General features: G+C 68.3%; 21 protein-coding genes. 7 read left to right on the forward strand and 14 right to left on the reverse strand.

All coding sequences use genetic code 11. The features are described from left to right. The 5 genes from JI745_RS11545 to JI745_RS11565 form a co-directional block, all read right to left on the reverse strand. The gene (locus tag JI745_RS11545; RefSeq protein WP_201806343.1) at positions 1-879 is read right to left on the reverse strand and encodes an ABC transporter permease; all 879 of its coding nucleotides are present in this window, start codon (positions 877-879) and stop codon (positions 1-3) included. A gap of 1 nt (position 880) precedes the next feature. After that, positions 881-1,759 (reverse strand): ABC transporter permease, encoded by an 879-nt coding sequence (locus tag JI745_RS11550; protein WP_201806345.1) that lies wholly within the window; start codon positions 1,757-1,759, stop codon positions 881-883. A 14-nt stretch (positions 1,760-1,773) separates the two neighbouring features. Continuing rightward, positions 1,774-3,060: a PotD/PotF family extracellular solute-binding protein gene (locus JI745_RS11555; RefSeq protein WP_201806347.1), complete on the reverse strand. Its 1,287-nt coding sequence runs from the start codon at positions 3,058-3,060 to the stop codon at positions 1,774-1,776. A 42-nt stretch (positions 3,061-3,102) separates the two neighbouring features. Beyond that, positions 3,103-4,110: an ABC transporter ATP-binding protein gene (locus JI745_RS11560; protein WP_201806348.1), complete on the reverse strand. Its 1,008-nt coding sequence runs from the start codon at positions 4,108-4,110 to the stop codon at positions 3,103-3,105. A 450-nt stretch (positions 4,111-4,560) separates the two neighbouring features. Next, positions 4,561-5,961, reverse strand: a complete 1,401-nt coding sequence (locus JI745_RS11565) for a wax ester/triacylglycerol synthase family O-acyltransferase (RefSeq protein ID WP_201806349.1) — start codon at positions 5,959-5,961, stop codon at positions 4,561-4,563. Positions 5,962-6,077: 116 nt separating this feature from the next. On the opposite strand from JI745_RS11565, the gene JI745_RS11570 reads away from it, so the two are divergent. Next, positions 6,078-6,332 (forward strand): acyl-CoA-binding protein, encoded by a 255-nt coding sequence (locus JI745_RS11570; protein ID WP_201806351.1) that lies wholly within the window; start codon positions 6,078-6,080, stop codon positions 6,330-6,332. An 8-nt stretch (positions 6,333-6,340) separates the two neighbouring features. Here JI745_RS11570 and JI745_RS11575 read toward each other — a convergent pair whose 3' ends face one another. From JI745_RS11575 to JI745_RS11605, 7 genes are all read right to left on the reverse strand, one after another. Beyond that, a complete protein-coding gene (locus tag JI745_RS11575) occupies positions 6,341-7,078 on the reverse strand; it encodes an amino acid ABC transporter ATP-binding protein (RefSeq protein ID WP_201806352.1) in 738 nt (245 codons plus the stop codon). Next, positions 7,075-7,716, reverse strand: a complete 642-nt coding sequence (locus JI745_RS11580) for an amino acid ABC transporter permease (RefSeq protein WP_201806354.1) — start codon at positions 7,714-7,716, stop codon at positions 7,075-7,077. Before JI745_RS11580 ends, JI745_RS11575 begins: the two co-directional genes overlap by 4 nt. Positions 7,717-7,725: 9 nt before the next feature. Further along, complete coding sequence (locus tag JI745_RS11585; RefSeq protein ID WP_201806356.1) at positions 7,726-8,391, reverse strand: amino acid ABC transporter permease; 666 nt, start codon at positions 8,389-8,391, stop codon at positions 7,726-7,728. A gap of 16 nt (positions 8,392-8,407) precedes the next feature. After that, the gene (locus JI745_RS11590; RefSeq protein WP_201806359.1) at positions 8,408-9,202 is read right to left on the reverse strand and encodes a transporter substrate-binding domain-containing protein; all 795 of its coding nucleotides are present in this window, start codon (positions 9,200-9,202) and stop codon (positions 8,408-8,410) included. 122 nt (positions 9,203-9,324) lie between these two features. Further along, complete coding sequence (locus JI745_RS11595; protein WP_201806361.1) at positions 9,325-9,633, reverse strand: polyhydroxyalkanoic acid system family protein; 309 nt, start codon at positions 9,631-9,633, stop codon at positions 9,325-9,327. Between the two features lie 14 nt (positions 9,634-9,647). After that, the gene (locus JI745_RS11600; protein WP_201812498.1) at positions 9,648-10,715 is read right to left on the reverse strand and encodes an aminopeptidase; all 1,068 of its coding nucleotides are present in this window, start codon (positions 10,713-10,715) and stop codon (positions 9,648-9,650) included. 14 nt (positions 10,716-10,729) lie between these two features. Next, positions 10,730-12,781, reverse strand: a complete 2,052-nt coding sequence (locus JI745_RS11605; protein ID WP_201806362.1) for a molybdopterin-dependent oxidoreductase — start codon at positions 12,779-12,781, stop codon at positions 10,730-10,732. 128 nt (positions 12,782-12,909) lie between these two features. Between JI745_RS11605 and JI745_RS11610 the strand changes: the two genes are divergently transcribed. The 6 genes from JI745_RS11610 (at position 12,910) to JI745_RS11635 (ending at position 18,342) form a co-directional block, all read left to right on the forward strand. Beyond that, positions 12,910-14,043: an ABC transporter substrate-binding protein gene (locus JI745_RS11610; RefSeq protein ID WP_201806363.1), complete on the forward strand. Its 1,134-nt coding sequence runs from the start codon at positions 12,910-12,912 to the stop codon at positions 14,041-14,043. A 61-nt stretch (positions 14,044-14,104) separates the two neighbouring features. Then, positions 14,105-15,310 (forward strand): M20 aminoacylase family protein, encoded by a 1,206-nt coding sequence (locus tag JI745_RS11615; protein ID WP_201806364.1) that lies wholly within the window; start codon positions 14,105-14,107, stop codon positions 15,308-15,310. A 9-nt stretch (positions 15,311-15,319) separates the two neighbouring features. Continuing rightward, positions 15,320-16,417: a M14 family metallopeptidase gene (locus tag JI745_RS11620; RefSeq protein ID WP_201806365.1), complete on the forward strand. Its 1,098-nt coding sequence runs from the start codon at positions 15,320-15,322 to the stop codon at positions 16,415-16,417. Between the two features lie 81 nt (positions 16,418-16,498). Then, the gene (locus JI745_RS11625) at positions 16,499-16,807 is read left to right on the forward strand and encodes a DUF1272 domain-containing protein (protein ID WP_201806367.1); all 309 of its coding nucleotides are present in this window, start codon (positions 16,499-16,501) and stop codon (positions 16,805-16,807) included. A gap of 1 nt (position 16,808) precedes the next feature. Beyond that, entirely contained in the window at positions 16,809-17,354 is a 546-nt protein-coding gene (locus JI745_RS11630; protein ID WP_201806369.1) for an isochorismatase family protein, read from the forward strand. Positions 17,355-17,358: 4 nt separating this feature from the next. Continuing rightward, a complete protein-coding gene (locus JI745_RS11635) occupies positions 17,359-18,342 on the forward strand; it encodes a GlxA family transcriptional regulator (RefSeq protein WP_201806371.1) in 984 nt (327 codons plus the stop codon). Here the strand turns inward: JI745_RS11635 and mdoH are convergent. Both mdoH and JI745_RS11645 read right to left on the reverse strand, forming a co-directional pair. After that, on the reverse strand, positions 18,339-20,531 hold the full coding sequence (gene mdoH / locus JI745_RS11640; protein WP_201806373.1) for a glucans biosynthesis glucosyltransferase MdoH: 2,193 nt from the start codon (positions 20,529-20,531) through the stop codon (positions 18,339-18,341). The genes JI745_RS11635 and mdoH overlap by 4 nt on opposite strands. After that, positions 20,504-22,000: a glucan biosynthesis protein G gene (locus JI745_RS11645; RefSeq protein ID WP_236675255.1), complete on the reverse strand. Its 1,497-nt coding sequence runs from the start codon at positions 21,998-22,000 to the stop codon at positions 20,504-20,506. Before JI745_RS11645 ends, mdoH begins: the two co-directional genes overlap by 28 nt. Positions 22,001-22,066: the final 66 nt, after the last annotated feature.

Here is a 22,066-nt window from a genome sequence, read left to right on the forward strand (position 1 = left end):
TCAGGTGCGGGCGGGCTTCTTCTTCAGCAGCCGGATGAGCAGCAGCGTGCCGCCCATCACCGCGAACGACACCACCGTCGTCACCGTGCCCAGCGCATAGATGGCCGGCGTGGTGACGGTGCTGGTGAGGCCCTGCAGCTCCAGCGGCAGGGTGTTGACGTCGCCGATGGCCTGCGAGGTGCGGGCGATCTCGTCCCAGCTCAGCGTGAAGCCGAACATGCCCACGCCGACGAGGCTGGGCGCGATCAGCGGCAGCACCACGTGGCGGAAGCTCTGCCAGGGCGTGGCGCCGAGGTCGTCGGCCGCTTCCTCGTACGCCGGGTTGAAGCGGTTGAAGACGGCCAGCATGATCAGGAGGCCGAAGGGCAGCGTCCAGGTGAGGTGCGCGCCCAGCGCCGAGGTGTAGAGGCCCATCGCGGTGCCGTAGCCTTCGAGCCAGCCGCCGAGACCGATGGCCTCGAGCCCGCTCTTGAGCGCGGTGTCGATGAGGCGGAACTGCAGGCCGATGCCGAGCGAGACCACGATCGACGGCATGATGAGGCTGGCCACCGAGGTGTAGAAGAGCAGCCCCGAGCCCTTGAACCTCTTGCGGAACGCGAGCCCCGCGCCCAGCGACAGCAGCACGGTGAAGAGCATCACCACGGTGCCGAGCGCCACCGAGCGGCGGAAGGCGGCGGCGATGTCGACCACGCCCATGCCTTCCCACAGCTTGCCGAACCAGTGGAAAGACACGCCGCGCATCGGGAAGGTCAAGCCACCTTCGGGCCCCTGGAAGCTCAGCACGAAGATGGTGAACATCGGGCCGTAGAGGAACAGCACGAAGAGGCCGAAGACGGCCGCCAGCGCGTAGAAGCTCCCGGGGCGTTTGCCTTCGTTCATCTCACAGCTCCTTGCGGATGTCGACGAGCTTGGTCAGCCCCCAGATCATCATCAGCGTGACGATCAGGAGGATCACCGCATTGGCCGCCGCCATCGGGAACTGCAGGTACGAGGTCTGCACCTGGATGATCTTGCCGACCGAGGCGATCTGCTGCCCGCCCATCACGCCGATGGTCACGAAGTCGCCCATCACGATGGTGATGACGAAGATCGAGCCGATGATGATGCCGGTGCGGCTGAGCGGCACGATCACGTTCCAGGTCGTTTGCCAGGCGGTGGCGCCGTTGTCGCGTGCGGCTTCGAGCAGGGCGCGGTCGATGCGCATCATCGAGTTGAAGATGGGCACGATCATGAACATCGTGTACAGGTGCACGAAGGCCAGCACCACCGAGAAGTCGCTGAAGAGCAGCCATTCGATGGGCGTGTCGATCAGCCCGGCGCCCTGCAGGCCCTGGTTGATCACCCCGTTGCGCCCCAGCAGCGGCACCCACGAGATCATGCGGATCACGTTCGACGTCCAGAACGGGATGGTGCACAGGATGAAGAGCAGCGTCTGCGCGCCCACCGAGCGCACGTGGAAGGCGAGGAAATACGCGACGGTGAAGCCGATCACGAGCGTGATCAGCCAGACGAGGAAGCAGAACTTGAGCGTGGAGAGATAGGTCTTCAGCGTGACGCACAGTTCGCTCGTGCTGCCGCAGCCGTTGAAGACGTCGATGTAGTTCTGTGCGGTGAAGGCGGGGATCAGCTCGTAGTCGGTCGCCCGCCAGAAGCTCACGATCGCCACCAGCACCAGCGGCAAGACGAGAAAGAGCACGAAGACGAGGGTGAAGGGTGTGGCCTGCAGCCACGCGTTCAGTCGGAAGGTCTTCGTGCTCATGCGTGCTCAGCCTGTCAGGCGGCGACGAACTCGTTCCACTTCTGCACCATGTACGCGTTCTCGTCCATGATCGCGTTCCAGCAGGCGATGCCGCCCATGCGCTGCTCGTAGCTGCCGCCGTCGCGCACGCTGCCGGCCTTGGCGAGCAGGTCACCGTTGGGCGACTTGATGTCGCTGGTGGCCGGCTTGCCTTCCATCCAGTAGGCCCACTCGTAGGGCTCCATCTTGGCCTTGGCCGTCTCGAGCACCGCGCTGTAGTAGCCCTGGCGGTTGAGGTAGGCGCCCGCCCAGCCGTCGAGGAACCAGTTGATGAACTCGTACACCGCATCGGCCTTCTTGCCCGTCACCGACTTCGGCACGCCGAAGCCCGCGGCCCAGGCGCGGTAGCCTTCCTTCAGCGGCTGGAAGGTGCAGGGGATGCCCTTGGTGCGCACGGCCGTCACGGCCGGCGACCACATCGACTGGATCACCACCTCGCCCGAGGCCATCAGGTTCACGCTCTCGTTGAAGTCCTTCCACAGCGCGCGGAACTGGCCGGCCTTCTTGGCATCGATCAGGGTCTTGATCGTGAGGTCGATCTCCTTCTTGGTCATGTTGCCCTTGTCGGGGTACTTGTAGATGCCCGCAGCCTCCACGACCATCGCCGCGTCCATGATGCCGATCGAGGGGATGTTGAGGATGGCGGCCTTGCCCTTGAACTCGGGGTTGAGCAGCTCTTTCCACGACTCGATCGGGCGCTTGATCAGGTCGGGGCGGATGCCCAGCGTGTCGGCGTTGTAGACGGTGGGGATCAGCGTCATGAACTGCGTGGGCGACGAGGCGAAGGTCTTCGCATCGGGCTTCTCCACGTACATGACCTTCTTCGGTGCGGTGCCCTGGTCGCCCACCTTCTTGCCGGCGACTTCGCCCTTGGTGAAGAGCGTGGTGATCTTGTCGGCGTTCTTGATGCGCTTGGTGTCGATGCCGAGCAGGTTGCCGGTGGGCAGGATCTTCTTCAGGGAGAAGTACTCGGTGTCGATCAGGTCGAAGCTGTTGGGCGCGGTCACCGCGCGCTTGGTCACGTCGTCGGTGGTGACCGGGATGTACTGGATCTTGATGCCGGTGTCCTTCTCGAACTTCTCGGCGATCGCCTTGTCCTGGTTCACCGCGGTGCCGAGGTAGCGCAGGGTGATCTTTTCCTGGGCGTGCACGAAGGGGAAGCCCATCGCGCCGCCAGTGGCCACGGCGCCTCCAACGGCACCTTTGAGCAGGGTGCGGCGTGCGGCATCGGGCTGGGCGGTCTTGTCTTGCGGGTCGGACATGGTGGGCTCCTCGGTACAGGATGTGGTTGGGGTGGGGGTAACTCAGGGGCTGGGCTGCAGCGCGTGGGCAGCCTGCGGCAGCCAGGAGACGTGCGCCGTGTCGCCCGGCTGCCAGGGCGCGGCGTCGAAATCGGCATCGGGCAGGGTCGCGGTCCACTGCGCATCGGCGGCCTCGCCTTGCGGCACCAGGCTCAGCTGCACGTAGGTGCCCTGGTACTCGATGGCTTTCACGGCGGCAGGGCGGGTCACCCCGTTGGCGCTGCGCGCGAGCTGCATGCGGTCGGAGCGCACGGCGATGGGGCCGCTGCCCGAAGCGATCACGTTGTGGGCGCCCATGAAGCGGGCGACGAACTCGGAGCGTGGTGCGTTGAACACCTCGCGTGGCGAGCCGGTCTGCTCGATGCGGCCGTGGTTCATCACGACCACCTGGTCGGCGAGGGCCATCGCCTCCTCTTGAGAGTGCGTCACGTGCACGAAGGTGAAGCCGAGCTCCTGCTGCCAGCGCTTCAACTCGGCGCGCATCTGCACGCGCAGGAAGGGGTCGAGCGCGGAGAGCGGCTCGTCGAGCAGCAGCACGCGCGGCTCGGTCATCAGCGCGCGCGCCAGTGCCACCCGCTGCTGCTGGCCACCGGAGAGCTCGCTCGGCAGGCGCTGCAGATAGGGCGTCATCGAGACGAGGGCCAGCAGCTCCTTGGCCCGCGCATGCCGCTCGGCCACGGCCTTGCCGCGCATCTTCCAGCTGAAGGCCACGTTGTCGAGCACGCTCAGGTGCGGAAAGAGCGCATAGCTCTGGAACATCATCGCCGTGCCCCGGTCGGCCGCGGCGCTGTAGGTGATGTACTTGTTGCCCAGCAGGATCTGCCCATCGCTTGCCAGCTCGTGGCCCGCGATCATGCGCAGCGTGGAGGTCTTGCCGCAGCCCGAGGGGCCGAGCAGGCAGCAGTAGCTGCCCGACGGGATGGTGAGGTTGATCCCGTCGACGGCCACGGTGTTGCCATAGCGTTTGACGAGCGAGGTCAGCACCAGGGACGAGTCGATGACGGGATTCATGCGGCGGCGTGTATGCAATGCATGTGCCATGCCGTTGGGGGCCTTCATCGCACGCCTTTGGGGCAAAGGTCTTGCTGAGGCGCTTGCTGGAGCGCTACTTTGTATACAAAGTGGTGCGGGCTTTGCCTGGGGCTGGGCTTCGGCGGCGAGAAGGGCTTGGGGGCAGCGGATTCCTCCATGTCCCCCTTCCTCGACCCTCCCGGGTCGAGGAATTCCTCCTGATACTTCCGGAATCCGCTGCCCCCAAGCCCTTCTCGCGACACGCACAAACGGGCCCCGATCCCCTCTTCTCTGCATGCCGCGATGTATCGCGCCAAGGGGATGGGGTGGGCGAATTCCGTAAGTATTAGGAGGAGCAGTTGATCGCGGGAGCGATCAACTGCGGGGGACATGGAGGAATTCGCCCACCCCATCCCCTTGGCGCCGCCGAAAGCGACGGCAAGCCAAAGCTCACTCCCAAGGCAACATCAAGGTCACCAAGAGCAACCGCTGAAACTCCGGCTCAAACCGCTCAATGATCTTCTGCGGCTCCGGGCACAACTTCGCATCGGTGATCAGCCCGAACTGCACCCCACCGCCGTAGGAAAGGATGGACACCCCCACCCCGATCTCCCCCGACTGCGGCACCCAGAACATCACCTGCGACAGCGTCGACCCGCAGATCTGGAGCGGCGTCCCTGGCCCCGGCACATTGGTCATCACCGCCGTGGCCTTCTTGGCGAAGAGGTTGAGCAGCGCATCCTGCATCGGCTTGATCAGGAGCCCCGCCACCGCCAGCACCGCAAACGCCAGCAGCGGCTGGTAGCTGCCCTTCAGCTCCTGCATGCGCTGCCGCACCGCGTACACCCGCTCGATCGGGTTGACGATGCCGATCGGCAGCACCAGCGGCACCAGGCCGAACTGGTTGCCGAGCTTGTAGGCCTTCTCCATCGGGCGCAGGTTCACCGGCACCATCGCGCGGATCTCCTTGCCCGTGGTGTCTTCGCCCTGCTCGCGCAGCCAGCCGCCGATGGCACCGGCCACGCAGGCGAGCAGCACGTCGTTGACCGAGCAGCCGAGGCCTTTGCCAATCGCCTTCACCACGTCGAGCGGGATCGGCTCGCCCCAGGCCACGCGCTTGGTGCCGATGGGCTTGCCCTTGAGCGCGGTGGGCGAGTCGTCCGGCATCAGGAGCATCGAGGCGGCGTCGGACACCACCTGCGCCCCCATGCGGGCCAGCTCCACCGTGCCCTGCAGCGGCTGCTGCGGGTTGGCCAGCAGCTCGACCGACTTCGCCATGCCGGTGCCCGTGAGGCCGATGGCCTTGACCGTGACGTCGGTCAGCGGTCGCATGATGGCTTCGGCGAACCAGTCGAACTCGGCATCGCTTTCCCGCTCGCGCTTCCTGCGCTGCGGCGGCTCGCGGCCGCCATCGGTGATCGACAGCAGCACCGAGATCAGCGCGATGCCGTCGGCGATGCAGTGGTGGATGCGCGCGATGAGCGCGCTGCCGCCGTCGTACTGCTCGATGAAGTGAAGTTGCCACAGCGGCCGGGTGCGGTCGAGCGGGCTCATGCAGAGCTCGCCCACGTGTTCCTGCAGGGCCTCGCGTTCGCCCTGGCCGGGCTTGCGGTTGAGCTTTTCCAGCCGCACGTGGTGCGCGAGGTCGAGCGCGTCGTCGTCGACCCACTGCGCGCCCATCGCGTCTTCCACCACCTTCTGGCGGAAGCGGCTGTACTTGAGCAGCCTGTCCTGCACCCGCTCGGTCAACGCCGCATGGCGGATGCCCGGCTCGATGCGCCACACGCCGACGATCATCATCAGGTTGACTTCGTTGTCCATGCGCAGCCACGCGGTGTCGACACGGGACATGCGTTCGGCGCTTGCTGCTACGGCCATGTTTGGAGCCCTTTTTCTAGTGATGGCGCGGACGATGCTGGGTAACATCCTCCCCGTCAATGCCCTCTAATACCCACCAGGAGACGCCCATGTCCGACCTTCAGGCCCGCTTCGAAAAAGCCCGTGACGAATCGAAGAACCTGCCCGAGCGCCCCGACAACATGACGCTGCTGCAGCTCTACGCGCTGTACAAGCAGGGCAGCGTGGGCGACGTGGAAGGCAAGCGCCCCGGCTTCACCGAGATGGTGGAGCGCGCCAAGTACGACGCCTGGGCCACGCAGAAGGGCAAGTCGAAGGAAGAGGCGATGCAGGCCTACATCGACCTCATCGAATCGCTGAAGTGACGACGGCCTCAGTCGTTCAGTGACGACAGGAACTGCCTGAGCTCAGGCGTCTGGGGGCTGCCGAAGACCTCGGCCGGCGGCCCCATCTCGTGCACCCGGCCCTGGTGCATGAAGATCACGCGGTCGCTCACCTTGCGCGCGAAGTTCATCTCGTGCGTGACCATCAGGAGCGTCATGCCCTCTTCGGCCAGGCTCTCCACCACACGCAGCACCTCGCCGACGAGCTCGGGGTCGAGCGCGCTCGTGATCTCGTCGCACAGCAGCACCGCCGGCTCCATGGCCAGGGCGCGTGCGATCGCCACGCGCTGCTGCTGGCCGCCGGAGAGTTGATCGGGCATCGCGTCGAACTTGTCGGCCAGCCCCACCCGGCCGAGCAGAGCCCGCGCGTGCTCGGCGGCGGCGGCCTGGTCCTTCTTCTTGACCAGCGTGGGGGCCAGCATGATGTTGCGGCCGACCGACAGGTGCGGGAAGAGGTTGAAGCCCTGGAAGATCATGCCCACCCGCTGGCGCAACTCGCGCATCGCCATCGCGCTCTCGTAGATGAGCGGCTTGCCGTCGACGGTGAGCGCGCCGTCCTGGAACTGCTCCAGGCCGTTGATGCAGCGAAGCAGCGTGCTCTTGCCCGAGCCGCTCTTGCCGATGATGGCGATCACCTCGCCGGCGGCCACCTGCAGGTCGATCCCCTTGAGGACCTCGTTGGCACCGAAGGACTTGCGCAAGGCGGTGATCTGGACGATGGGCTTCATGCCAGTTTCCTCTCGAGGTGCTTGGCGTACAGGCTGATCGGGAAGCACAGCGCGAAGTACAGCAGCGCGACGAAGCTGTAGACGACGAAGGGCTGGAAGGTGGCGTTGGTGATCATGGTGCCGGCCTTGGTGAGCTCGACGAAGCCGATCACCGAGGCGAGCGCCGTGCCCTTGATGACCTGCACCAGGAAGCCCACCGTCGGCGCGATCGCGATGCGCGTGGCCTGCGGAAGCACGACGTGGCGCAGTTGTTCGCCCAAGCTCATGGCCAGGCTTTGTGCCGCCTCCCACTGGCCCCGCGGGATGGACGCCACGCAACCCCGCCAGATCTCGGCGAGATAGGCGCTGGTGTAGAGCGTGAGCGCGAGCGCCGCCGCGAACCAGGCCGAGGTCTCCACGCCGAAGAGCGCCATCCCGAAGTAGGCGAGGAAGAGCTGCATCAGCAGCGGCGTGCCCTGGAAGAGGGCCACGTAGGCGCCGACCACGCGCGCCGCCACACCCGCGCCGCGCAGGCGTGCGAGCAGCAGCATGAGGCCCACCACTCCCCCGCCGACGAACGCGATCAGCGACAGCACCACCGTCCAGCGTGCGGCGAGCAGCAGGTTGCGCAGGATGTCCCAGAGGCTGAACTCGACCATCGTGTTGCCTCAGCGCCCGCCGAAGAGAAAGCGCGGCCCGAGCCAGTTCAGCACCCGCCGCACCGCCAGCGACAGCAGCAGGTACAGCGCGGTCGCCACGATGAAGGCCTCGAACGCGCGGAAGTTGCGGCTCTGGATCAGGTTGGCCGCGTAGCTCAGCTCCGGCGTGGAGATCTGGCCGCACACGGCCGAGCCCAGCATCACGATGATGATCTGGCTCACGAGCGCCGGCCACACCTTGCGCAGCGCCGGCGGCAGCACCACCTTGAGGAAGACCTGCCGCCGGTTGAGCGCCAAGCTGAGCGCCGCCTCGATCTGGCCGCGCGGCGTGACGTCGATGCCGGCGCGGATGATCTCGGTGGCGTAGGCCCCGAGGTTCACCACCATTGCGATCACCGAGGCCAGCTCGGGCGAGAGCCGGATGCCCGCCGACGGCAGCCCGAAGAACACGAAGAAGAGCTGCACGATGAAGGGGGTGTTGCGGATCAGCTCCACGTACGCCCCCACGAGCAACTTCAGCCACGGCGCACCATGGCTGCGCGCCCAGGCGCAGGCCACCCCGAGCACGACGCCGATCACGGCCGACACCGCGGTGAGCGCCACCGTCCAGGCGACGCCCTTCAGCAGCAGCGGCCAGTCGGCGAGGACGGCGAGGAAATCGAGCGTGACGCGCATGCGGCCGGCGCCCGGCTCACTGCGGCAGGTCGCCCGCGGGCCGGCCGAGCCACTTCACGGCCATCTTGTCGAGCTCGCCGCTCTTCTTGGCCTCGGCAATGATGGTGTTGACCCGGGTGCGCAGGGCGTCCTCGCCCTTGGCCACGCCGATGAAGTTGGGGCTGTCCTTGAGCAGCAGCTTGAACTCGGCGCCCAGCTTCGGGTTCTTGGTCATCATGTTGCCCGCCACCGACGCGCCGGTGGCGATGAGCTGCGTCTGTCCGGACACGAACGCGGACACGGTGGCGTTGTTGTCCTCGAAGCGCTTGATGTCGGTGCCGGGGGGCGCGAGCTTGGTGAGCTCCTGGTCTTCGATGGCGCCGCGGGTGACGCCGATCGACTTGCCGGCCAGGTCGCCGAAGCCCTTGACCGTCAGCGACTTGGCGGCAAACACCGCCTGGAAGAACGGCGAGTAGGCCGAGGTGAAGTCGATCACCTTCTCGCGCTCCGGGTTCTTGCCGAGCGTCGAGATCACGAGGTGCGCCTTCTTGGTCTGAAGGTAGGGGATGCGGTTGGCGCTCGTGACCGGTGCCAGCTCGACGGCCACCCCGAGCTTGGCGCCGATGAGGTTGGCCATCTCCACGTCCAGGCCCTGGGGCTTGAGGTCGATGCCGACGAAGCCGTAGGGCGGGAAGTCGGTGGGCACGGCGATGACGATCTTCTTCGCCTTCAGCACCTCGTCGAGGGCGTTCTGGGCCGAAGCGGAGGGGGCGAACAGGGTGCCCGTCGCCGCGAGGCCGAGGGCAATGAGGCGTTGGACAAAGGGTGTCATGGCGGCTGTCTCCAGGAAAGTGCCGCGCGCCACCGTGGCGCGTGTCGGCATCGCCGCGGCCGTACGCAAGTCCTGTGCCGCGGCCTCCCGGCGTCGCCCGCCGTGCCTCTACGCCGTGCCTTTCATTTGCGGCGGGCGCCCTTGCCGGCCAGCATCGCGTCGAGGTTCTTCTCGATCTCGCTCTCGATGGTCTTGGCGAACGCGCCGAGCAGGAAGCCCAGCTTCGCGTTCAGCTCAAAGTGGTCGGCCGCCACGTGCAGCTGGCCGTTGACGCCGCTGCGCTTGAACTCCACCGTGTCGCTGTCGTCGCCTTCGAGGATGGTGCACTCCATGTCGAATTTCTTCTCCGCGTCTTCGGCCCACTTGAGGGCGACCTTGCGGGCCTTGGCAAGGCCAAGCGTGTGCTCGCGGTGGATCTTGATGTCGGGCATGTCGTGGTGTCTCCTTAGCGGGCGAGTGTCGCGCGGCGCTCCGCCTGCGGCAAGGCGGCCAGCCGCCTGACCTCGGCGTAGAAGCGCTCGAAGTCACGGCCCTCGCGTTCGTAGAGCCGCTCGAACTGCGGCACGAGTTCGTTGTAGGCGGCCATCACGCCGAGCGAGGCGTTGTTGGCGGTGGCGAACCAGTTGTCGTAGCCCGTCCAGCCCTGCCAGGGCCCGGCCCTGAGCGCCGCGTGCTCGGCGCGCAGCCTTGCGAAGCGCTCGGCCTTGGCGGCGCGCTTGGCGTCCAGGCTCAGGGTGTCGTCCCTGTAGATCGCCTCCAGGTCGGCGCGCGCCTGCATCGCCAGCCGCCGGAAGTCGATGCGGCGCTGGTCGGCGCGCGCCAGCTCCTCGCGCGCCGTGGGCGAGGCGTGCTGCTGCATCCAGCGCTCGCCGCCGAGGCGCTCGACGGCGGTGGCGAAGGACTCGTTGAACATCGTGTCGCCCTTGGCGTAGACCACCTGGTGCGCCAGCTCGTGGAAGATGAGCCGCGCCAGGTCGCCTTCCTGCCAGCGCAGGAAGGTGTTGAGCAGCGGGTCGCTGAAGTAGTCGCCCGGCACCTTGCCGAGCGTGGAGTAGGCGGGGATGGCCTGCACCACCGCCTCGAAGCCCTGGCTGCGCAACTCGGCGGCCAACGAATCGGCATCGGCCTTGTCGTAGTAGCCGCGGTAGCCCACGCAGCCGACGACCGGGAAGCACCAGGTCTTCAGCGTGAGGCTCAGCTCGGGCGCGGCCACCACGTTGTAGACCGCGGCGTTGCGGCCGAGGTCGGCGTAGCGGCGGTAGCTGGCGTTGTCGGGCAGCTTGAGTTCGCTGACGGCGAAGTCGCGCATGCGCTGGCTGAGCGCGAGTCGCTCCTTCAGCGGCGCGGCGGTCTTCTCGTCGGCCAGCCACTCGGGCACCGGCCTGGCCTTGTTCAGCAGCGAGAAGTGGCCGCCGGCGGCTTGCGCGTAGTAGCCCAGGGTGCTGCAACCTGCGGTCAGGCACACCGTGCCCGCGGCCAGGGCCGCGATCCCGATGACACTCGCCACCCCCATCAGCAGCCGGCGCTTCAAACCGCCCGCACGTCGACCAGGCAGTCGTAGAACGCCGGCGCGCGGCCGAGGTCGGTGAGCTGCTGGTGCGTGACTTCGTTGACGTTGGTGCCGCTCGGGCCGAGCTTGCGCCACCAGATGCCCAGGCCGTTGACGACACCGGGCCGGGCGCGCGCGCTCACCTGCACGCGGCAGCGGTACTCGCCACGCTGGTTGAAGACGCGCACCATCTCGCCGCCCTGCAGGCCGCGCGCGGCGGCATCGTCGGCGTGCATCTCGAGCAGCGGCTCGGCCTCGATGTCACGCAGGCTCTTCACGTTGACGAAGGTGGAGTTGAGGAAGTTGCGCGCCGGGGGCGAGATCATCGCGAGCGGGTAGTCACGCGCCAGTTGCGGCGACGACTGCACCGATTCGTAATTGGGCACGTGGTCGGGCACGCCCAAGCCGGGCGCGTCGACCATGCACTTGCCGGTGGGCGTGGGAAAGCCGCCGTTGGCGAACGGCGCCTCGGCGATCGGCAGCTTGACCCAGCCCACCTCGCGCAGGGTGTCGAAGTCGACGCCCTTCAACGCGTTCCGCGCCATCGACTCGTCGCTCTCGCGGAAGCAGGGCTCGGTGAAGCCCATGCGCTCGGCGAGCTCGCGGAAGACCTGCGTGTTGGGTTTCGCTTCACCGAGCGGCGCAATCGCCGGCTCGTTGAACATCGCGTAGGTGTGGCCGTAGCTCGTGTGCACGTCGAGGTGCTCCAGCTGCGTGGTCGCCGGCAGCACATAGTCTGCGTAGTCCGCGGTGTCGGTCATGAAGTGTTCGAGCACCACGGTGAAGAGGTCGTCGCGCGCAAAGCCCTTCACCACCTTCGGCGACTCGGGCGCCACCGCCACGGGGTTGCTGTTGTAGACGACGAGCGCTTCGATCTTCGGGCCGAAGCTCGGCGAGTTCTCTTCCAGCAGCGCATTGCCGATGGTGCTCATGTTGATGGTGCGGGGCGGCTTCGCGGGCATCAGCTCGGGGTGCTGCAGGTGCGCGCTGTTGCGCGGGAACCAGCCCGAGGCCGAGAGCAGCAAGCCGCCCGCCGGGTGGCGCCAGGCGCCGACCAGGCAGGGCAGGATCGCGATGAGTCGCGCCGCGTTGCCGCCCCCACGCACACGCTGCATGCCGTAGTTGAGGCGGATGGCCGCGGGCTTGGTCGTTGCGTAGTCGCGTGCGAGCTGGCGCACTTCTTCGGCCGTGATGCCGCACACCTCGGCGGCACGCTCGGGCGGCCATTGCAGCGCTCGATCGCGCAAGCGCGGCCAGCCTTCGGTGTGGCGGTCGATGTAGTCCTGGTCGAGCCAGTCGTGAACGATCAGCTCGTGCATCAGCCCGAGTGCCAGCGCGCCGTCGGTGCCGGGCAAGAGCGCGATGTGCTGGTGGCACTTGTCCGCCGTCTCGGTCTTGCGAGGGTCGATGCAGATGAGCTTGGCGCCCTCGCGCTTGGCCTTCTGCGCGAAGGTCCAGAAGTGCAGGTTGCTCGCGATCGAGTTGCTGCCCCAGATCAGGATGAGCTTGCTGTCGGCGTAGTGCTCCAGGTGCATGCCGACCTTGCCGCCGTAAGTGGCAGCGAGCGCGTCGCCGCCGGCCGAGGCACAGATGGTGCGGTCGAGCAGCGAGGCGCCGAGCTTGTGAAAGAAGCGCCGGTCCATGCTCTCGCCTTGCAGCAGGCCCATGGTGCCGGCGTAGCTGTACGGAACGATGGCCTCAGGGTCGCGTGCGGCGATGGCCTTCAGGCGCGAGGCGATGTCAGCCAGCGCTTCCTCCCAGGTCACGCGCACGAATCGGCCGCTGCCTTTCGGGCCGGTGCGCTTCAGCGGGTGCAGCACCCGCTCGGGGTGGTAGGTGCGCTCGGGGTAGCGCGAAACCTTGGTGCACAGCGCGCCGTGCGTCGGCGGGTGGTCGGGATCGCCCTGCACCTTGATCGCCTTGCCGTCTTCCACCGTCACGCGGATCGCGCAGGTGTCGGGGCAATCGTGCGGACAGGCGGCGTGGATTGTGCGAATGGCGGTTCGGTCGAACGCGGTGGTGCTGCTCATGCGAGGAACTATTGCACAAGGGTGTCCGCAGCGCGTCGTGCGGGGCTGGGCCGGCGAATACCTAGGGTTTACACTGAATTCGCCTGGCGCGATCCGCTGGGTTTCGCTTTTTCCGGACTCACAATTCCATGAAACGCCGACACCTGCTCCAGCACCTGGCCGCCACGAGCGCCGCCCTCGCCCTGCCCTCCACCTTTGCCCAGTCCGAGCGCCGCATCGTGCTCGGCCAGTCGGCTGCCTTCAGCGGCCCGGCCGCCTACCTCGGCACGCAGCTGAACCGTGGCGCCAAGGTCTATTTCGACGCGCTCAACGCCGCCGGCGGCGTGAACGGCCACACCGTGGAGCTGCGCACGCTGGACGACGGCTACGAGCCCGAGCGCTGCAAGGCCAACACCGAACGCTTCATCGAAAAGGACAACGTCTTCGCGCTGTTCGGCTACGTGGGCACGCCCACCTGCCTGGCCGCGATGCCGGTGGTGCAGGAGAACCGCACGATCTTCTTCGGCCCCTTCACCGGCGCCGAATCGTTGCGCGAGCCCTTCAGCCGCAACGTCTTCCACGTGCGCGCCTCCTACTTCGACGAGACCGCGTTGATCGTCAAGCAGCTCACCTCGCTGGGCCTGACCCGGATCGCGGTCTTCTACCAGGACGACGCCTATGGCAAGGCCGGTCTCGACGGCGTGAACCGAGCCCTCAAAGGGCTGAACCTCACCCCCGTGGCGACCGGCACCGTGCAGCGCAACACCGTCGAGGTGGCGGCAGCGGTCAAGACCATCGCTGCGGCCAAGCCCGAGGCCGTGGTCCAGATCACCGCCTACAAGTCGGCTGCGGCCTTCATCCGCGAAGCGCGCAAGGCCGGCTACGGCGGCACCTTCTACAACGTGTCCTTCGTGGGCACCCAGGCCCTGGCCGACGAGCTGGGCCGCGACGCCCGCGGCATCATGATCAGCCAGGTGATGCCCTCGCCCTTCAGCACGACCGCCCCGCTCTCGCGCGAGTACCTCGACGCCGTGGCCAAGGCCGGCGGCGATGCCAACGCCAACTACTCCAGCATGGAGGGCTACGTGGCCGCCAAGGTGTTCGCCGAAGGCCTCAAGCGTGCCGGCCGCAACCCCACGCGCGAGTCGTTCATCACCGCGATGGAGTCGGTCCAGAACCTCAACCTGGGCGGCTTCAACGTGAGCTTCGGCGCACGCGACCACGTCGCCTCGCATTTCGTCGAGCTCTCCATGCTGACGGAGGACGGCAAGGTCCGCCGTTAAGCCCACGCGGGCTCCTCAAGATGGACGGGTCAGTACACTGATCCGCTTCCAGGAGCCCGGCATGCAGCTGATCGAATCCATCCTCGCCGACGCCGCCGCGGTCACCGCCCTGCGGCGCGACCTCCACGCCCACCCGGAGCTGTGCTTCGAAGAGAAGCGCACCTCCGATGTGATCGCCAAGGCGCTCACCGACTGGGGCATTCCCATCCACCGTGGCCTGGGCACGACCGGCGTCGTCGGCATCGTCAAGGGAACGCGTGGCAACAGTGCAAGAGCCGTCGGCCTGCGCGCCGACATCGACGCGCTGCCCATCACCGAGCACAACACCTTCCCGCATGCGAGCCAGCACCCCGGCCGCATGCATGCCTGCGGCCACGACGGCCACACCGCGATGCTGCTGGCGGCGGCCAAGCATTTCTCGAACGAGAAGAACCGCGACTTCGACGGCACCGTCTACCTGATCTTCCAGCCCGCCGAGGAAGGCGGTGGTGGTGCGCGCGAGATGATCAAGGAAGGGATCTTCGATCTCTTCCCGATGGAGGCCATCTTCGGCGCGCACAACTGGCCCGGCATGCCGGTCGGCCACTTCGCGGTGAAGAACGGGCCCTGCTTCGCGTCCAGCAACGAGTTCAAGATCGTCATCCGCGGCAAGGGCTCGCATGCGGCCATGCCGCACCTCGGCGTCGACCCGGTGCCGGTGGCCTGCCAGATCGTGCAGGCCTTCCAGACCATCGTCTCGCGCAACAAGCGGCCCATCGACCCGGGCGTGATCTCGGTGACCATGATCCACACCGGCGAAGCGACCAACGTGGTGCCCGACTCCTGCGTGATGGAAGGCACGGTGCGCACCTTCACGCTGGAGCTGCTCGACCTCTTCGAGCAGCGCATGCGCGAGGTGGCCGAGCACACCTGCGCGGCCTTCGGCGCCGAGTGCGAATTCGAGTTCGTGCGCAACTACCCGCCCACCATCAACCACCCGGCCGAGACGGCCTTCGTGCGCGAGGTGATGGCCGAGGTGGTGGGGCCGGAGGGTGTGGAGGAGTTCGAGCCCACCATGGGCGCCGAAGACTTCAGCTACTTCCTGCAGGAAAAGCCCGGCTGCTACTTCCTCATCGGCAACGGCGACGGCAGCCACCGCATCGGCGGCCACGGCCTCGGGCCCTGCATGCTGCACAACCCGAGCTACGACTTCAACGACGACCTGATCCCGCTCGGCGCCACGCTGTGGGTGCGGCTCGCGAACAAGTGGCTGGCCACGCCGCGTTGATCCCCTTGCATGGCTGACGAGGTCACGGCCTGCTTCGCGCAGACCTACGCGGCCGCGCGCGAGAAGTTTCTCGACGCCGCCGAGTCGGCCCACCTGGACGTGCACAGCGAGGTGCACACGCTGCGGGGCCGCGATGGCGAGACGCTCGCACTCGACGTGGTGCGCGATGGCCCAGCCGATGCGAAACGCGTGCTGCTCGTCAGCAGCGGCTGCCACGGTGTCGAAGGCTTCTGCGGCTCGGGCATCCAGGTCGCGATGCTGCACGACGTGGCCTGGCAGGACGCGGCACACGAGGCCGGCGTGGCCGTGGTCTACCTCCACGCGCTGAACCCCTACGGCTTCTCATGGTGGCGCCGTGTCACGCACGAGAACGTCGACCTGAACCGCAACTTCCAGGACTTCACGCAGCCGCTGCCGCGCAACACCGCCTACGACGAGATCGCGCACCTGCTGGTGCCGCCCACCTGGCCGGCACGCTGGCGCGACAACGCGGGCCTGCTCGGCTTCCTGCTGAGGCGTGGCGTGCGGGCCTTGCAGGCGGCGGTGTCGGCGGGCCAGTACGAGCATGCCGACGGCCTCTTCTACGGCGGCCGCGAGCCGACGTGGAGCCACATGGCGCTGCGCCGCGTGCTGCGCGAGCATGGCCGCGCGTGCGAGAAGCTCGGCTGGATCGACCTGCACACCGGCCTCGGCAAGAGCGGCGTCGGCGAGCGCATCTTCGCCGGGCCGAACGATGCCGCCATGCTGACCCGCGCCCGTGACTGGTGGGGCGAGCGCATCACGTCCATCTACGACGGCAGCTCCACCTCGGCGCCGATCACCGGCATGATCTGGAGCGCTGCGCTGGAGGAGTGCCCTCAAGCCGAGTACACCGGCATCGCGCTCGAATACGGCACGCAGCCGCTGCTCAGGACGCTGCAGGCGCTGCGCGCCGAGCAATGGCTGCAGAACCACCCCGAGCAGCGCGCCACCCACGGGGCCCGCATCAAGCAGCAGATGCGCGATGCCTTCTACACCGACACCGACGACTGGAAGCACCAGGTGGTGATGCAGGCGATGGAAGCGGCGGGGCAGGCGCTCGCCGGGCTGGCGCCTGTCCGGAACTGATCGTTTCTCGTCGGGGCATGCGGCGACAGAACTGACGCCCCGCCCTACGCTTGCGGCATCATTCCTCGACCGGAGAAACCGATGCTCGACCTGCGACCCGTCTGCGAACACTGCGCGAAGGCCCTGCCCCCGGCGGCCACCGACGCGATGATCTGCAGCTTCGAATGCACCTTCTGCCGCGACTGCGCGACCGGGCTGCTGAGTGGCATCTGCCCCAACTGCGGCGGCAACTTCAGCCCGCGGCCGCTGCGCCCGGCGCAAGACCGCAAGGGCGGCAACTTCCTCGGTGCGTACCCCGCAACGACGCAGCGCAAGCACCGCCCGGTGGACCTTGCCGCGCACGCGCAACTGGTCGCCCAGCTCGAGGGCATCGCCCCGGAGGCCCGCTGAGATGAACACCGCCCTCCTCGTGATCGACGTACAGGAATCCTTCCGCCACCGCCCCTACTGGCAGGACGAGCACCTCGACACCTTCCTCGCGCGCAGCAACGCGCTGATCGACGGCTGCATCGCGCGGGGCGTGCCCATCGTGCGCATCCTGCACGTTGACGGCGATGCCTCGTTCTCGCTCGCCTCGGGCCATGTGCGGCCCCTCGACGGCCTGGCGCGCTACGAGGCGGCCGCCGAGTTCCACAAGCAGCGGCACAGCGCGCTCGTGGGCACCGGCCTGCCGGTGTGGCTGAAGCAGCAGCGCATCCATCGCCTGATCGTGAGCGGCATCCGCACCGAGCAATGCTGCGAGACGACCACGCGCCATGCCAACGACGAGGGCTACGAAGTCGACTTCGTGCCCGAGGCCACGCTGACCTTCGACCTCGCCTACCCCGACGGGTCGACCTTCAGGAGCGCCGACGTCGTGGCGCGCACGGCCGCCGTGCTGACCGGCCGCTTCGCGACCATCTGCACGGTCGAGCAGGCGCTGGCGCGTGCGGCGTGATCGCATGATCGACGTCCTCATCGTCGTCCCGCCACGCAGCCTGCTGCTGGACGTGGCCGGGCCGGCGGAGGCGTTTCGCCTGGCCAACCAGCAGCTGGAGCGGCAAAGCGGGCCGGCCCGCTTTCGCCTGCGCTTCGCCGGCCCGCTGCCCGAAGCGACCACCTCGGTCGGCCTGCCGCTCGCGCAGTTGGAGCCGCTGCCGACCACGCTGAAGCAGCCGACCTGGCTGCTGCTCGTGGGCCAGAGCAGCGACACGCTGCGCACGCCCGATGCGGCGAGCCGGGCCACCATCGCCTGGCTGCAGCGCCACATGCGGCCGCAGCTCACCGCGCCCGACACACCGCATCGCCTGCTCACCGTCTGCGCCGGCACGCTGATGGCCGCCCGCGCGGGGCTGCTCGACCGGCAGCGCTGCACCACGCACCACGACTACCTCGACATGCTGCGCACGCTCGCGCCGGCCGCCGAGGTGGTGGAGAACCGCGTGTTCGTCGTCGAGGGCCGCGTCGCGTCGAGCGCCGGCGTCACCGCCGGCATCGACCTCGCGCTGCACCTGATCGCCGACGAGTGCGGCGACCCGGTGGCCTCGGCCGTCGCGAAGACGATGGTGGTCTACCTGCGCCGCACGCCGCAGGACCCGGAGCTTTCGCCGCTGCTGGCGCACCGCCACCACCTGCACCCGGCGCTGCACCGGGCGCAGGACGCGGTGTGCGAGCGGCCCGAAGCGGAGTGGACGCTCGAGTCGCTGGCCGACGCCGCCCATGTGACGAGCCGCCACCTGCTGCGGCTCTTCGCCGAGCACGCGATGGTGTCACCGATGGTCTATGTGGAGAAGATCCGCCTGGAGCGGGCACGCCAGGCGCTTCAGCGCGGCGCGAGCGTGACGCGCGCGGCGGAGGCGGCGGGGTTCAGTTCGGACTTGCAGCTGCGGCGCGCCTGGGGCCGCCACTTCAGCGGCACGCCACGGTCCGCCCGCGCATCACACTAGGCGCGCAGCGCTTCGATTTCCTCACCATCGCGCCAGCTCGCCCGCATCTGGTTGGCGTTCGCCGCCAGCTGATCGCGCACGCGCACGATGCTCTGCGGTTCGCTCAACAGGCGCATGCGGTGCTCGGCGCTGAGCTGCTCGGCGTCCTGGTTCGCCAGCAGGCTGCTGAACATCAGCTTGCGCGCCTTGCCGCGCGTGCCCCAGCTGGTGTTGCGCGGGCCCATGGCGCCACGCACCACGTCGAAGAGCCACGGGTCGGTGAGCGCATCGCGCCATTGCGGTGCCGGCTGCGCGCGCTTGGCGTAGGCCCAGGCACGGCGCAGCACGTGCGGCGCGCTGTGCTCTTCGGGGATCAGCAGCAGCCGGTTGGCGAGCAGGCGCTGGCCGAGGCCCGAGCGGCTGGTGAGCACCGCGAGCGGCACGGCCACCAGCAGCGGCAGGGCCATCGGGGCCAGCCACAGCGTGATCTCGGGCTGCAGCGCGAGCACGGCGGCGGCACCGGCGGCCACCACACCGGTGGTCGGGCCGAAGCGGTGCAGCGCGTCGCGCCAGCCGATGTCGTTGGCTTCGCGCGGGGGCGACTTCCAGTCGAGCTTCAGGCCGGTGAGCGCCACGATCACGAACACCGTGTGCGCCAGCATGCGCACCGGCGCCTGCAGGGCCGACAGGCCCGCTTCGAGCGCGGCCCCACGGATGAGCGCCTTCGTTCCACCATAGCGGCGCTGCTGGTTCGACATCACGATCACCGCCACGCCCATCACGCGCGGCAGCATGAGCATCAGCACGGTGACGAGCCAGAGGCCGGCGATTTCCATCGGCAGCGCGCCGCCCATCAAGGGCCGCTCGCCGAAGAGCCACAGCCCTGCACCGACCAGCACCGAGGCCAGCCACAGCGGTGCCGACAGGTAGGCCATCGCGCCGGTACCGAGCATCGCGCGGTGCACGCCGTGCAGGCCGGGCTCGGCGATGAGGCGGGCGTTCTGCAGGTTGCCCTGGCACCAGCGGCGGTCGCGCTGCAGCTCCTCGATCAGGTTGGGCGGCTGCTGCTCGTAGCTGCCGTGCAGGTCGTGCACCAGCCACACGTGGTAGCCGGCGCGGCGCATCAGCGCGGCTTCGACGAAGTCGTGCGACAGCAGCGTGCCCGACAGGCCGCCGTGGCCCTTGAGCGGCGCGAGCGAGCAGTGCTTCATGAAGGGCTCGACGCGGATGATCGCGTTGTGCCCCCAGTAGTGCGACTCGCCCAGCTGCCAGTACGACATGCCGGCGGTGAAGAGCCGGCCGGCCACGCGGCCGGAGAACTGCTGCGAGCGCGCGTGCACGGTGTCTAGGCCGCAGGCCTGCGGCGCCGTCTGCATGATGCCGGCCGTGGGGTGGGCTTCCATCAGGCGCACGAGCTTCACGAGGCAATCGCCGCTCATCACGCTGTCGGCGTCGAGCACGACCATGTAGCGGTAGAGGCGGCCAAAGCGGCGGCAGAAGTCGGCCACGTTGCCCGACTTGCGCTTGGTGCGGCGCTGGCGCCAGCGGTAATAGATGCGACCCGCCGAGCCGCACTCGTGGCGCAGCTGGCCCCAGGCGGCCAGCTCGGCCGCGCGGATTTCAGGATCGCTGGTGTCCGACAGCACGTAGACGTCGAACAGACTCGATGCGCCGGTCGCGGCGAGCGACTCGCAGGTCGCGCGCAAACCGGCAAAGACGGACGCCACGTTCTCGTTGCAGATGGGCATCACGATCGCGGTGCGTGCGTCGCGGTGGATGGGCGCGTGGCCCACCGAGGCGGCCGACATCGCATGCTTGTCGCCGCGCCACAGCACCCAGGCACCCATCATGGCGGTGTAGAAGCCGGCCGAGACCCAGGCGAAGAGCAGGCCGTACAGGCCGATCTGCACCGCGCGGGCCAGGCCGGTCTGGTCGCTCGGCAGCATGTTCGACAGCAGCGTGGTCGCGCCGGCCGCCGACAGCAGCACCAGCAGCATCAGCACACGCCGGCGCAGCTTGGCCGCGTGCTCCCATGCCTGCGGCTCGCGTGCGGGCGGCGCCGGGATGTCCGACGGCCGGCCCGTGAGCCGGTCGGCCAGGCTGCGCCAGAAGCCGCGCCAGGGTCGCGCGACCATGGACCCACGGAGCATGGCAGGCGTGCTGCGGCCGGGCGCAGAGGTGCTCAATCCGGCTGAATGATGTTGGTCCATGTTTCGGTCAGGGCGCTGTCGCCGTTCTGGAGGAAGGCCCGCAGCTCCACCGGTTGGGTGGGCTGAAGGCGGGTGACGCGCACGGTCATGCGCCAGGTGTTGGTGAGCGGGTTGCGGTAGGCATTGCGCTCGACGATGCGGCCGGCCGCGTTGCTGCTGACGACGGCCTTGACGGGCGCATCGGGCGGCAGGTTGCGCAGCGCGGGGCCGTCGAAGTCGACGACGTACTGCACTTCGTTCGGGTCACGCTTGGCCTTGCGGTCGATGAAGCCGTGGCCCAGGCGCGTCTGCACCGCCCAGCCGGCGGGCGGGCGCTGCTGCTGGTCGCCCTGCCAATGCAGGCGGTAGGCGAAGTCGAGCGGCTGGCCGGGTGCGGGCAGCTTTTCGGGTACCCAGTAGGCGACCACGTTGTCGTCGGTCTCGTCGGGCGTGTGCAGCAGCATCAGCTCGACGCGGCCGGCGCCCCAGTTCCCCACCGGCTCGACCCACGCGCTCGGGCGCTGGTGGTACTGCGCTTCGGGGTCTTCGTAGTTGGCCGCGGTGCGGTCGCGCTGCATCAGGCCGAAGCCCTTGGGGTCCTTCGAGGCGAACGAGGTGACCAGCGTGCGCTTGGGGTTGAGCAACGGGCGCCACAGCCACTCGACGCCGCCCTTGCCGTCGCCGCTCGCGACCATCAGGCCGTCGGAGTCGTGCACCTCCGGGCGGAAGTCGGCCACGCGCGGCGTGTTCTCGCCGTGGTGGAACATGCTCGTGAGCGGGGCGATGCCCAGGGTGGCCACGCCGGCACGCAGGAACAGGCGTGCCTGCACGTCGGCCACGGAGGTCTCGCCGGGCCGCAGGGTGAAGCGGTAGGCCCCGGCAGCACGCGGCGAATCGAGCAGCGCATGGATCACCAGCGAGGTCGCGCCGGGCGCGGGGCGCTCGATCCAGAACTCGCTGAAGCGCGGGAACTCCTCGCCGCTGCCGCCGACCGTGTCGATGGCGAGGCCACGCGCCGACAGGCCGTAGTGCTGGCCCTTGCCCAGCGCACGGAAGTAGCTGGCGCCGAGGAAGACGACCAGCTCGTCCTTGTAGGCCGGGTTGTTGAGCGCGTAGTGCACGCGGAAGCCGGCGAAGCCGAGGTCACCCCACTTCGACGGCGAGAGCTTGTTCCGGCCGTAGTCGAAGTCGTTCTTGTCGAACGCGATGTGGCGCACGCCCTGCGGCGTGATCTCATGGATCTGCACCGGCAGCGTCTGGAACTTGCCGAGGTGGAAGAAGGCCAGCTCGAAGGGCAGGCCATCCTTCTTCCACAGCGCACGCTCCGGCTTGAAGCGGATGTCTCGGTAGCCGTCGTAGTCGAGCGCTTTCAGCTCGGCGGGCAGCTGCTCCTTGGGGGCGACATAGGGCTTGGCGGCGATCTGGCGGGCACGCTCGGCGACGTCGTCGAAACCGAAGGCGCGCGCGTCCCACACGCACAGCACGGCCAGGACGAAAAGCAGCAGCGCACGTGTCGCTGTGCGGCGAACCACCGACTCGGTGGGCGCAAAAAGAGT

It is taken from the genome of Piscinibacter sp. HJYY11 (genome assembly GCF_016735515.1).
In the GTDB taxonomy this organism is placed as follows: Bacteria; Pseudomonadota; Gammaproteobacteria; order Burkholderiales; family Burkholderiaceae_C; genus Rhizobacter.